We start from the raw sequence: 11,596 nt of genomic DNA, 5'->3' as shown, positions 1-11,596 counted from the left end.
GGGCGGGCGGCCGGCGACGGGCTGAGCGACGGCCCGAGCGGCCGTAGTCCATCATGGGCAGGGTGAGCGAACACGATCTTGCCGACGAGGGCCCGGGCCGGGCCGAGACCTTCCTCGACCTGCTGCGGCTGGAGCAGATCGAGGAGAACATCTTCCGCGGCTGGTGCCACGCGGGCGCCCCGCTGCGCGCCTTCGGCGGCCAGGTCGCCGCACAGGCCCTGGTCGCCGCGGGCCGCACGGTGGTCCCGGAGCGGCACGTGCACTCGCTGCACAGCTACTTCCTCCGACCCGGCAGCACCACGGCGCCGATCGTGTACCAGGTCGACCGGGTCCGCGACGGGCGCTCCTTCGCGACCCGGCGCGTGACCGGCGTCCAGCACGGCGCGGCGATCTTCACCCTGTCGGCGTCCTTCAAGGTGGCCGAGGACACCCCCGGACACCGCCGCGCGATGCCCGACGTACCGCTGCCGGAGGACCTGCCGGACCCGTACGAGAAGTTGTCCGCCGAGGAGCGCGCGCACTATGAGGAGTCGCAGACCCGGCTCCTGATGGACCTGCGCTTCGTCCCGGAGGACCGCTCGCCCGGCACCCACATGGTCGACGGCATCCCGCACCAGCGGGTGTGGATGCGCGCCGCCAAGCAGCTGCCCGACGACCCGCTGCTGCACGTGTGCGGGCTGACCTACATGTCCGACCTGACCCTGGCCGGCACCGCCGCGAAGCCGTACATCACCAACCCGGCGACACTCCAGATGGCCTCGCTCGACCACGCGGTGTGGTTCCTGCGGCCGTTCCGGGCCGACGAGTGGCTGCTGTTCGCCCAGGCGTCCCCGTCCGCGCAGGACGCGCGCGGGCTGGCGATGGGCGAGTTCTACAACCACGACGGCGTACTGGTGGCCTCGGTGGTGCAGGAGGCGGTGATCCGGCAGCGGTAGCGCCGACGCGCCTCGCCGGCGCGAGCGCGCGCCCGCTCACCCGCCACCCACCCAGACCGTCTTGGCATTGCAGAACTCGCGGATGCCGAGCGCGGCGAGTTCGCGGCCGTAGCCGCTGGACTTGATCCCGCCGAAGGGCAGTTCGGGGTAGGACGTGACCATGCCGTTCACGAACACCGCCCCGGCGGCCAACTCGGCGATACAGCGGGCCTGTTCGGCCTCGTCGGTGGTCCAGGCGTTGGCCCCGAGGCCGAACGCGGTGGCGTTGGCGAGGTCGATCGCCTCGTCGAGGTCGGCGACCCGGTACAGCCCGGCGACCGGCCCGAACACCTCCTCGGTGTACATCCGCATGTCCGGGGTCAGGTCGGCGACCACGGTCGGCGGGTAGTACCAGCCGGGGCCGGCCGGGCGCTCGCCGCCGCACCGGATCCGGGCGCCCTTGGCCCGGGCGTCCTCGACCTGCGCGGTGACGTCGCGCAGCCCCTGCTCCTGGGCGAGCGGGCCGACGTCGGTGCCCTCGGCGGTGGGGTCGCCGACCCGGAGCGCGGCCATGTTCGCCGTGAACGCCTCGGCGAACGCGTCGTACACGTCGGTGTGCACGATGAACCGCTTGGCCGCGATACAGCTCTGCCCGTTGTTCTGGGTCCGAGCCGTGGTCGCGGTCCGCGCGGCGGCCTCGACATCGGCGGAGGGCAACACCAGGAACGGGTCGGAACCGCCCAGTTCGAGCACGGTCTTCTTCAACTCGCGCCCGGCGATCGCCGCGATCGACCGCCCGGCCCCCTCGCTGCCGGTGAGCGTCGCGGCCACCACGCGCGGGTCCGACAACACCCGCTCGACCAGCTTCGACCCGATCAACAACGTCTGGAACGCCCCCTCGGGAAACCCGGCGCGGGTGAACAGCTCCCCCATGTACAGCGCGGTACGCGGCACGTTCGACGCGTGCTTGAGCAGCCCGGTGTTACCCGCCATCAACGCGGGCGCCGCGAACCGCATGGCCTGCCACAACGGAAAATTCCACGGCATCACCGCCAACACCGGCCCGAGCGGCTCATACCGCACATAGGCCCGCCGAGCCCCCACGGCATCGGCATCGGCCGGCTCATCCGCCAAAAACCCGGCCGCCCGATCCGCATAGAACCGACACAGCCGAGCACACTTGCCCACCTCGGCCCGAGCGGCACCCAGCGTCTTGCCCATCTCGGCAGTCATCACCGCCGCAACCTCATCCCGCTCCGCATCCAGCAGATCGGCGGCCCGCCGCATAAACCGAGTCCGAGACTCGAACGAGTCCCCCCGATGCCCCCGAAACACCTCATCGGCCCGCCCGATCCGAGCATCGATCTCGGCTTCCCCAATCTCGGCGAACTCCTCGATCATCTCCCCGGTCGCCGGATTGACGGACGCGATGGCCATGGGTCCTCCACGGATGCGGATGGTGAGTGTGATGGGCACCGAGCGGGCCGCCCGCTGCCTCCGCCGAGCCGTTACCCTCTGGCCCTCGGATGACACGGCACTCGGCGAGGAACCGGTCGGATGTCGGAGTGGGGTGCGAGGGTGGGCGGTATGAGGGAACAGGTCATCCCGATTTTGCGTGTGGTCGATGCCGCCGTGTCCGTTGCCTGGTATGGCCGTCTGGGGTTCGTCGAGCAGTGGGAGCATCGGTTCGAGCCGCACCTGCCGGCCTTCGTCGAGGTCGCGAGGGGCGATGTGAAGCTGTTTCTCAGCGAACACACCGGCGACGCGACCCCGGACACGCTGGTGTACGTGTGGGTCGCCGACGTGGATGAGGTGGCCCGCGAATTCGGCGTGGTGGTGGAGGAGCAGCCGTGGGCGCGGGAGGTGCGTCTGCGGGATCCGGACGGGAACCGGCTGCGGGTGGCTACGCCGTCGGAGGGGTGAGGTGCGGCGGGGAGGCGTCAGGTGCGCGACATGCCGGCTGAGACGTCCAGGGTGATTCGGCCCCTCGCGACATGCTCACCGAGAGCACCCAGGTGCCGTCGCTGGGATTCGTCGATCCGGAGCCAGTCCAGAGCCGGGAGATCGACCAGGGGGGTCAGATCGGTCGTGGGACAGTCACAGATGCCCAGCTCGGTCAGGCGAGACGACGCTGCCAGGGGCGAGATGTCCCCTACCGGGGACCCATCGGCGAACAGACGTGTGAGGTCGGGTAATCCGCGCAGCGGACTCAGATCGCGAACACGCGTGCGCACGATGCCGAGAGTCTCCAGCCTCGGATATTTCCGCAGCGGCGACAGGTCTGTGATCAGCGTGTCGTGCAGGTAGAGATGCCGCAAATGCTCCGCATCCGGCAGCAGCCCCAAGTCTTCGAATGACGGGTGGCCGCAGTACAGGCTGCCGATCCAGGGGAGTCGGGCCAACACCATCGGATCCGAGAGCTGAGTAGGTCCCAGCCTCAGCTCCGTCAGGCGCGGCAGCGCCACCAGCGGGCTCAGGTCCGTGATCAGGGTGTCACCGACGCCGAGCATCTCGAGCTTCGGCAAGGTGGACAGGCTTTGTACCGGGATCTCCGACATCCCGGCAGACAAGAGCACAGTCCGCACGTCCGTGCGACCCGACAATGCTTCCAGCATCGCCGAATCCTGAACCTGCACGCCGCAGTTGCGGAAATCTACGTGCTTCAGGACTGTTTCGTAGTATCGGTCCCGATCCGACACCGCATCCCAGGCTCCGATCAGCGCCAACCGAACCGACGCAGACGTCCGGCCCCGGAAGCGCGTCAGTAGCGGAATCACCTGGTCGCCGCCGATCAGTTCGGCGGTTCGCACGATGGCGCGCGCCTCGCTGTCGGAGACCTGCCGATCTCGGGTCAGGTCGACGAGCAAATCGACGACGAACTCGCCGGCGGCGGCCAGATGACCGGCTCCCGTCCACGTCATGGGCGGCAACAGATCGGAGGTCTCGTCCCGGAATCTCCGCGCTCGCTCCGGATCCACCATGCTCGCACCCGCCACACACGCGGCGCCGAGCAGCCACAAGCGAGCACGGTGCTTCTCGTCCTTGTCCGCCCGCGTGATCAGCCCGTCCAGCAAGTCTCGCTGCCGGGGTGGGTCGTCCTGCGTCCTACCCACCGCCATGATGAACACGTCGTGGTAGAGCGGGTCGTGGGCGTGGTTGATCAGATGGTCGACGTGTTCCGATCGGATGATCTCCAGTGCCGCCAGGTAGTCCTGGAAGCTCGCGTGCCGGAACTCGTATACGTCCGCCTCCGGTTGTTGGAGCAGGCCGCTGCGGTCGACCAGGCTGTCCAGCACCTCCCGGGCGGTGTAGGGCGGTTCGATCGTCTGGCGGAATCGGGTGAGCACGTCGGCCACGCATGACGTCGCGACCCGATCCGGGATCGATCGGCGGCCGTTGAGGGTCATCCACATCGCCAGCGCGGCCAGTACCTTCTCCATCTGCGTCGGCTGGAGACGCACCCGGCTCGTGGAGATGCGCCGCGCTCGTTCCCGGCCGCCGAGCAGCATCGCCATCGCCGAGCGGTACAACTCGGTGCGGCCTTCGGGAAGGGCCTGGTCGGCGTGGCGGTGCAGGGCGCACATCAGCGCGCACAGCAGCGGGTTCGTACCGAGTCGGGCCAGGTCCCGGCGGCTGTCCAGGGTGTGCTTCAACTGCTCGGCGCAGGCGGCGAGATCGTCCGGGTCTCCGGGCTGGGCGCGGTGCCAGCGGTCGACGAACAGCTCGACCTGCGCGCTCGACATGGGCTGGAGTTCACCGGCGACGAAGCCCGCCTCCCGGAACCGTCGATGCCGCCGCTCGGACAACACTCGGGGTCGGGAGGTGAGCAGGTAGGCCGCGTCCGGATAGTCCACACACAGCTGTTCCACCCAGTCGAGGGCGTCCGCCCGGTGTTCGTCGGGCAGTTCGTCCAGGCCGTCGACGAAGACCACGGCCCGTCCCGCCCGCAGCCGGCGGGCCGCCCACCCCGGCGGCTGCTCGCCGCCGAGCGTCGACCCGGACGCGGTGACGAAGTCGGCGACGTTCGGCAGCACCAGCCGGTCGTCCACCACCATCGCCCGCAGCTTCAACAGGAACGGCACCCGCCCGGACCAGGACGCCAGCCGGTCCGGCAGATCGCCGGAGGCCACGTGCACCGCGAGCCGGCGCAGCAACGTGCTCTTGCCCGATCCGGCCGGGCCTTCGAGGACCATGCGGTCGCGGCGGGCGAGGGCGTCTTCGAGGAGGCTGCGCGTGGTGTCCGCCTGCGCGGTCTCGTCGTCCCACCGCCGCAGCGGCCTCGGGTCGCGACGGGTCTGCACCACGAGGCTCACGTAAGCCGTGGTCAACTCGTATGTGCTGTCCTCCGGATCGAGTTCGGTGACCCCGAACAGCCTGGCCTGGTCCAACTTGGCCCGCAGGCCGGCGCAGTAGCGTCGGGCGAACTCCTCGTCCATCGACTCCGCTTCCGGCACCCGGCGCAACAACTCGGCCTGCCCCGACGCCTGTTCGACCATGGTCCGGGCCAGGAACTCAGGCTGCTTCGTGAAGAAGTCCACGATCTGCACGCAACACTCGTCGAGCAACACGCCGTACAGCGGCGCCGAGCGCTCCGCCGACGCCTCGACACGGGCCTCCATCCGCACCCGCAGCGCGGCCGGATCCAGGCCCGCGGCCTGGACGTCGTCCATGGTCACGGTGCCGTCGAGGGTACGCACGACCGCCGCGACGATGCGCTCACCCTCGGCCGGCGCCAAGCGGGCGAAGTCCGGCTCGACATCGGCCAGTCGCAGGGTCAGCGTGCGGGTCAGCCGATCCACGTCGGCCGTACGCACCTCGCGCCGCTCCCGCCGCCGCGCCACCCTCCCACCCATCCGCACGGGCGCGTCCACGAGCCGCGCCCCCGCCGGCGGCGCGGTCAACCGCCGCAACGCGCCCCCGATCGCCGTCGCCAACAACCGCCCCTGCACCGGATCCACCGCGCTCCGCCCCGATCCCCACATCGACCGTGCACTCCAAGCCGTGGCACCCAGTATGAGCGCCCAACGTCCGAGTCGCCCCGACCCGACGACCGGACCCTCACCCCTCGCCTCCGCCCCCCCGACACGCACACCCTGCGACTCCGCCGCCCCGTCGCGCTCACCCCGCGACCCCGGCCCCGGGACCTGTCCGCCCGACCTGCACCGCCGCCGCCCGAGCACGTCGACCAACGCTCCGGATCGCACGCGGATTCACCCGGCTACGTCGCCGCCGACTCCTCCCCCGGAGCCGCCGACAACATCGCGTGCGCCAAGGTCGCCAGAGTCGCCTTGATCCGTGCCGGTTCGATGTGCTGGTCGCGCTGGCGGCGGTACAGCTCGGGGGCCAGTGGGGCCAGAAGCACGTCGGCGAGGGTTGTCGGGTCTGCGGTGCCCGCGGCCAGGACCCGTACGTGCGTGTGCCAGAACGCGTACGCGCCCGTTCGGTAGCGGGCGCTGCCCGTCTCGGCGCCCAGGAGCAGGTGTACGTGCCGCTCCAGGAGGTCGACCATCGCCGCGTAGAAGGCCGCCAGGCGGGCCGCCGGGTCCGCCTCGTCCGGGCCCAACGGCGGTGCGCCGCGCAGGATTTCGTGTTGCAACGCGCGTTCGTGTTCGTCGAGGAGGGCGCGGGCGATGGAGGCCCGGTCCGGATAGCGGCGGTAGAGCGTGCCGCGGCCGATGCCGGCCGCCCTGGCGATGTCCTCCATCGTGACCTCGGCCGGATCGCCGGTCGCGAACAGCTCCTCGGCCGCGGCCAGCACACGGGCCCGGTTGCGGGCGGCGTCCGCACGTTCCCGTGGCGGCGCCGCACCGTCCGCGGCGACCGGGAGACCGGTGAGCAAGTCGGTGCGTTTCGTCATGATCCCCACCCTAACCAGCAAGTGGACGCCGCGTCCATTTATCCGAGGACGACCCGAGGCGGTGCGATCGGTTAAGTGGACGGCATGTCCGCTTGCCTGTTACGGTCTCACCCATGAAGCGGACAGCCCGTCCACTTAGACCTCGGGAGTGACCATGCCTCGCCTGCTCCACCTCGACTCCAGCGCCCGCGCCGACTCGTTCTCGCGGACCCTGGGCGCCGCCTTCGCCGACGCCTGGCGCGGCGCGCGGTCGGACGCCGAGTACACCTACCGGGACCTCACCGCACGGCCGGTCCCGCCGATCGACCAGGCGTGGACCGAGATCTGCGACACGATGTTGCGCGAGGGAATCACCGCGATCGCCGACTACCCGCGGGCCGTGCGTACGCCCGAGCAGCGCAAGGCATGGGCCACGGTCGAGCCGCTGTTGGCCGAACTGGTCGCCGCGGACGTCGTGTTGATCGGCGCGCCGATGTACAACTTCGGCGTGTCCGCGCAGCTCAAGGCGTGGATCGACCAGGTCACCTTCCCGAAGATGTCGCTCGCGCCGCGTCGTTTCGTGGTCGCCTCCGCCCGCGGTGGGTCCTACCTGCCGGGGACCCCCCGGGCGCCGTTCGACCACCAGACGCGCTATCTCCTGGACTTCTTCACCGGGCACTACGCCGTCACGGACGCGATCGTGCTCGGTACCGAACTGACCAACTCGCTCGTCGACCCGGCGCTGGCCGAGCGGCTCGAGCAGCACCGTTCCTCGCACGCGGAGGCGCTGGAGCGCGCCGCGGAGCTGGGACGCGCACTCGTGGAGGGGCACTGATGGCCTGGTTGATCCTGCTCGCGGCGGGCCTCGTCGAGGTCGTGTGGTCGCAGAGCATCAAGCCGACCGAGGGATTCACCAAGCCGCTGCCGACGGTGATCTGCTTCGTGCTCGGCGCGACGGCGGTGTATCTGCTGTCGGTGGCCATGCGGGACCTGCCGGTGGGCACCGCGTACGCCGCGTTCACCGGGATCGGCACCGTCGGCGCGATCACCCTCGGCATCACGATCCAGCACGACACGCTGAGTGCGGGACGGATTGCGGCGCTGGTGCTGATCGTGGGCGGGTTGGTGCTGGCCCGGCTGACGTCGACGGCGTGAGGTCGGGCGACTTTTCGACAACAAAGGAAATCTTGGATGCAACTTTAGTGACGGCGGTGGCCACGTTCGCGGCTATCGGGCGCACCCGCCCGGGGCGAAGGCTGGGGAGGTAGTCAGGACCCCCACCGCAAGGAGCACCCCGCATGTCTCCCGGAAACCGCCGGCGCCCCCCGACCCCGACCTCCCCGTCGGGCGGGCCCGCCGAACTCGACGCGTACCGGCGCATCGATCACGAGGATCGGGCCAAGGGCAATGCGGCCGGCTGCCGGGCGCTGAGCAAGTGGTACGGCGAGGGCGAGACCCGCGTGGTCGCGCTCGACGAGGTCGACGTGGAGATCGGCCGCGGCCGGTTCACCGCGATCATGGGCCCCTCCGGGTCCGGCAAATCCACCCTCATGCACTGCCTGGCCGGCCTCGACTCGGTGACCTCCGGCCACAGCTGGATCGGGGACACCGAGATCACCGGGCTCAAGGACCGGGACCTGACCCGGCTGCGGCGGGATCGGATCGGCTTCATCTTCCAGGCGTTCAACCTGCTGCCCACGCTCACCGCGCTGGAGAACATCACGCTCCCGATGGACATCGCGGGGGTCAAGCCCGACCGGGCCTGGCTCGACACCGTCATCGAGACCGTCGGCCTGCGCGATCGGCTCAGGCACCGACCGAGCGAGTTGTCCGGCGGCCAGCAGCAGCGTGTCGCGTGCGCCCGCGCGCTGGCGAGCAAACCGCAGATCATCTTCGGCGACGAGCCGACCGGCAACCTCGACTCGCGCTCCGGCGCCGAGGTGCTGGGCTTCCTCCGCAGCAGCGTCTACGACCTGGGCCAGACCATCGTGATGGTCACCCACGACCCGAACGCGGCCTCCTACGCGGACCGGGTGTTGTTCCTGGCCGACGGCCGAGTCGTGGACGAGATGTTGTCGCCGACCTCCGACACCGTGCTCGCGCGCATGCAGCGCTTCGCCCGCTCCGCGAACTGAGGCGCCGACATGCTCAAGGCGACGCTCCGCAGCTTCCTGGCCCACAAGGCGCGCATGGTCCTGTCCGCGCTGGCGATCCTGCTCTCGGTCGCGTTCGTGGCCGGCACGCTGATGTTCACGGACACGATCGGCAAGACGTTCCACGACCTTTCGCGCACCGCCGCGGCCGATGTCACGGTCAAGCCGAAGAAGGAGTTCCGGGAGGACCGGCTCGGCAAGAGCGGCCAGCAGCCGACCGTGCCCGACTCGATCGTGGCCGCCGCCCGTTCGGTGCCGGGCGTGGCCGACGCGCATCCCGACATCACGGTCACCAACGTGATCGTGATCGACGGCAAGGGCAAGAAGGTCGGGTTGACCTCGGATCCCCAGGTGCAGGCCGCCGACTGGTTCCCCACCAAGCAATCCCCCGTCGTGCTCGAGCACGGGAAGGCGCCGCAGGGTCCCGGCGAGGTGATCCTGGACAGCGACTCGGCCGACCACAACAAGGTGCGGTTGGGCGACAAGGTGCACGTGGTCGCCGCGCCCGGCGCGTTCGACGCGACCGTGGTCGGCCTGGCCGACTTCAAGACGATCAACCCCGGCACGACCATGCTGTTCCTGGACGGCGTCGCCGCCCGTGATCGGCTGCTCGGCAAGCCGGGCATGGTGACGTCGGTGTCGCTGACCGCCGAGCCCGGCGTGGACCAAAAGGAGCTGAAGGCGCGGGTCGTCGCCAAGCTGGGCGGGGACGTCGACGTCAGGACCCGCGCGGAGGAGGCCGACGCCGCCTCGGCCGACCTGGGTCAAGCGCTCGACGTGGTCAAGTACGCACTGCTCGGCTTCGCCGGTGTCTCGCTCCTGGTCGGCACATTCCTGATCTTCAACACCTTCTCGATGCTGGTCGCCCAGCGCACGCGCGAGTTGGGCCTGATGCGCGCGATCGGCGCCGGTCGGGCCGATGTGAACCGCTCCGTGCTGGTGGAGGCGACGCTGCTCGCGGTGGTCGGCTCCACGCTGGGCCTGCTCGGCGGACTCGGCTTGGCCCAGGGCCTGTTGACGCTGATGAAGTCACTCGGGGTCGACCTCAAGGGCGCCCCGTTGGTGATCGAACCCGCGACGCCGATCATCGCCTACACGGTGGGAGTCGTGGTGACCCTGGTCGCCGCCTACCTGCCCGCGCGCCGGGCGGCCCGGGTCAGCCCGATGGCGGCACTGCGCGAGGCCGGCGCGCCGCCCGCGAAGTCGCTGCGCGGGCGCGCCGTCGGCGGCACCGCGGTCACCGTGCTCGGCGCGATCGGCCTGGCGGTCGGCGCCTCCGCGACCAAGCTGGACGCGGCGCACGGGCTCGCCCTGGCCGGTGGCCTGATCGGCACCCTGGTCGGCTTCATCGTGCTCGGGCCGGTGCTGGCCCGCGCGGTGATCCCGTGGCTGGCCGGGGCGTTCCCGCGCCTGTTCGGCACGGTCGGCCGGCTCAGCCGGGAAAACGCGCTGCGCAATCCGCGCCGCACCGGCGCCACCGCCGCCGCACTGATGATCGGCGTGGCGCTGGTCGCCTCGCTGTCCGTGGTGGCCACGTCGATGAAGGACTCGGTGGGCAAGCAGATCGACCAGCGCCTGGGTGCCGACTACACCCTGGAAAGCGACGGCGGGCTCAACTTCACGCACGACGTGGCGGAGACGGTGCGCAAGGTGTCCGGCGTGAGCAACGTGGTGCGCCAGCGCGAGACCGAGGCGAAGGTGCTGTTCAACGGATCGTCCGAGACCATCACGGTGACCGGAGCCGATCCGGGCATCGACGCGATGCTGAAGCAGAAGTACACCGCCGGCACCGCCCCCGACGGGCTCGCCCCGGGGCGGATCGCGCTGCCCAAGTCCTATGTGAACAAGCACGACCTGGGCGTCGGCGGCACGGTGACGCTGCGCACGCCCAACGGCCGGACCGCCGAGTTGCGGGTCGGCGCGGTGATCGACGACGAGGGCATCGGTCTCGCGGCCGCCGGCTCCGGCGTGGTCGGCCTGGACACGCTGGCCAAGCTCGTCCCGGACCTGCTCGACTCGGTGATCATGGCCAACGTCGCCGACGGGGCCAAGAGTTCGACCGTACGGGCCGCGCTGGAGGCCGCGCTCAAGCCCTACCCGCAGGTGAAAGTGCGCGATCAGGCCGACTACAAACAGACCGTGCAGGATCAGACCAACATAATTCTGCGGCTCGTCTACGGCCTGCTCGGGTTGGCGATCATCATCGCGATCCTGGGGGTGGTGAACACACTGGCGCTGTCCGTGATCGAGCGCACGCGCGAGATCGGACTGCTGCGGGCGATCGGCATGTCGCGGATGCAATTGAGGCGGATGATCCGCCTGGAGTCGGCGGTGATCGCGGTGTTCGGCGCGGTCCTGGGGCTGGCGCTCGGGGTGGGCTGGGGTGTCGCGGCGCAGCGCATGCTCGCCTCGCAGGGCCTGGACGTGCTGACCATCCCGTGGGGGACGATCGCCGCGGTGGTCGTCGGCGCCGGGGTGGTCGGCCTGCTCGCCGCCCTGCTGCCCGCGCTGCGGGCCTCGCGGATGAACGTGTTGGCCGCGATCTCCACGGAATGACCACCGGCCGATGATCGACGGTCCCATGACCTGCCGCGGGGGGGGGGCCAGAGGATGGGGCGGACCACCCGGGGGCGTGGGGCGGGAAGCGCACCCCCGCCCCGGTAGGCTTAAGTTTTTGTAAACCCGCCGTCTGG

The 11,596-nt window shown here is 70.5% G+C and carries 9 protein-coding genes; 6 read left to right on the top strand and 3 right to left on the bottom strand.

Going from position 1 to position 11,596, the window contains the following annotated elements; all coding sequences use genetic code 11:
- Positions 1-53 precede the first annotated feature (53 nt).
- A complete protein-coding gene (locus ACFRCG_RS30195) occupies positions 54-935 on the top strand; it encodes an acyl-CoA thioesterase II (RefSeq protein WP_126643663.1) in 882 nt (293 codons plus the stop codon).
- 36 nt (positions 936-971) lie between these two features.
- On the opposite strand, the gene ACFRCG_RS30190 is transcribed toward ACFRCG_RS30195, so the two are convergent.
- Positions 972-2,351, bottom strand: a complete 1,380-nt coding sequence (locus ACFRCG_RS30190) for an NADP-dependent succinic semialdehyde dehydrogenase (protein WP_380037223.1) — start codon at positions 2,349-2,351, stop codon at positions 972-974.
- A gap of 150 nt (positions 2,352-2,501) precedes the next feature.
- On the opposite strand from ACFRCG_RS30190, the gene ACFRCG_RS30185 reads away from it, so the two are divergent.
- Positions 2,502-2,837: a glyoxalase superfamily protein gene (locus ACFRCG_RS30185; protein ID WP_380037221.1), complete on the top strand. Its 336-nt coding sequence runs from the start codon at positions 2,502-2,504 to the stop codon at positions 2,835-2,837.
- 17 nt (positions 2,838-2,854) lie between these two features.
- Here ACFRCG_RS30185 and ACFRCG_RS30180 read toward each other — a convergent pair whose 3' ends face one another.
- Positions 2,855-5,872 (bottom strand): NACHT domain-containing protein, encoded by a 3,018-nt coding sequence (locus ACFRCG_RS30180; RefSeq protein WP_380037219.1) that lies wholly within the window; start codon positions 5,870-5,872, stop codon positions 2,855-2,857.
- A 260-nt stretch (positions 5,873-6,132) separates the two neighbouring features.
- Positions 6,133-6,771 (bottom strand): TetR/AcrR family transcriptional regulator, encoded by a 639-nt coding sequence (locus ACFRCG_RS30175; RefSeq protein WP_380037217.1) that lies wholly within the window; start codon positions 6,769-6,771, stop codon positions 6,133-6,135.
- Between the two features lie 154 nt (positions 6,772-6,925).
- Here ACFRCG_RS30175 and ACFRCG_RS30170 point away from each other — a divergent pair, with 154 nt between their 5' ends.
- The 4 genes from ACFRCG_RS30170 (at position 6,926) to ACFRCG_RS30155 (ending at position 11,459) form a co-directional block, all read left to right on the top strand.
- On the top strand, positions 6,926-7,585 hold the full coding sequence (locus tag ACFRCG_RS30170; protein WP_380037215.1) for an FMN-dependent NADH-azoreductase: 660 nt from the start codon (positions 6,926-6,928) through the stop codon (positions 7,583-7,585).
- Positions 7,585-7,905 carry a DMT family transporter gene (locus ACFRCG_RS30165; protein ID WP_380037213.1) on the top strand — a complete coding sequence of 107 codons (321 nt, stop codon included), beginning with the start codon at positions 7,585-7,587 and terminating at the stop codon, positions 7,903-7,905. Before ACFRCG_RS30170 ends, ACFRCG_RS30165 begins: the two co-directional genes overlap by 1 nt.
- A gap of 143 nt (positions 7,906-8,048) precedes the next feature.
- Positions 8,049-8,885, top strand: a complete 837-nt coding sequence (locus tag ACFRCG_RS30160; RefSeq protein WP_380037211.1) for an ABC transporter ATP-binding protein — start codon at positions 8,049-8,051, stop codon at positions 8,883-8,885.
- A gap of 9 nt (positions 8,886-8,894) precedes the next feature.
- Positions 8,895-11,459: an ABC transporter permease gene (locus ACFRCG_RS30155; RefSeq protein WP_380037209.1), complete on the top strand. Its 2,565-nt coding sequence runs from the start codon at positions 8,895-8,897 to the stop codon at positions 11,457-11,459.
- The last annotated feature ends 137 nt before the right edge of the window (positions 11,460-11,596 follow it).

This window comes from Embleya sp. NPDC056575 (assembly GCF_042793325.1).
In the GTDB taxonomy this organism is placed as follows: Bacteria; Actinomycetota; Actinomycetes; order Streptomycetales; family Streptomycetaceae; genus Embleya.
Note: the sequence above shows the minus strand (reverse complement) of the source record. Positions and strands in the feature narration are given on the sequence as shown.

Bases quoted from the DNA above. Each gene is read 5' to 3' on its own strand.
- ACFRCG_RS30195 (WP_126643663.1), top strand. From the start codon at position 54: ATGGGCAGGGTGAGCGAACACGATCTTGCCGACGAGGGCCCGGGCCGG.
- ACFRCG_RS30190 (WP_380037223.1), bottom strand. From the start codon at position 2,351: ATGGCCATCGCGTCCGTCAATCCGGCGACCGGGGAGATGATCGAGGAG.
- ACFRCG_RS30185 (WP_380037221.1), top strand. From the start codon at position 2,502: ATGAGGGAACAGGTCATCCCGATTTTGCGTGTGGTCGATGCCGCCGTG.
- ACFRCG_RS30175 (WP_380037217.1), bottom strand. From the start codon at position 6,771: ATGACGAAACGCACCGACTTGCTCACCGGTCTCCCGGTCGCCGCGGAC.
- ACFRCG_RS30170 (WP_380037215.1), top strand. From the start codon at position 6,926: ATGCCTCGCCTGCTCCACCTCGACTCCAGCGCCCGCGCCGACTCGTTC.
- ACFRCG_RS30165 (WP_380037213.1), top strand. From the start codon at position 7,585: ATGGCCTGGTTGATCCTGCTCGCGGCGGGCCTCGTCGAGGTCGTGTGG.
- ACFRCG_RS30160 (WP_380037211.1), top strand. From the start codon at position 8,049: ATGTCTCCCGGAAACCGCCGGCGCCCCCCGACCCCGACCTCCCCGTCG.
- ACFRCG_RS30155 (WP_380037209.1), top strand. From the start codon at position 8,895: ATGCTCAAGGCGACGCTCCGCAGCTTCCTGGCCCACAAGGCGCGCATG.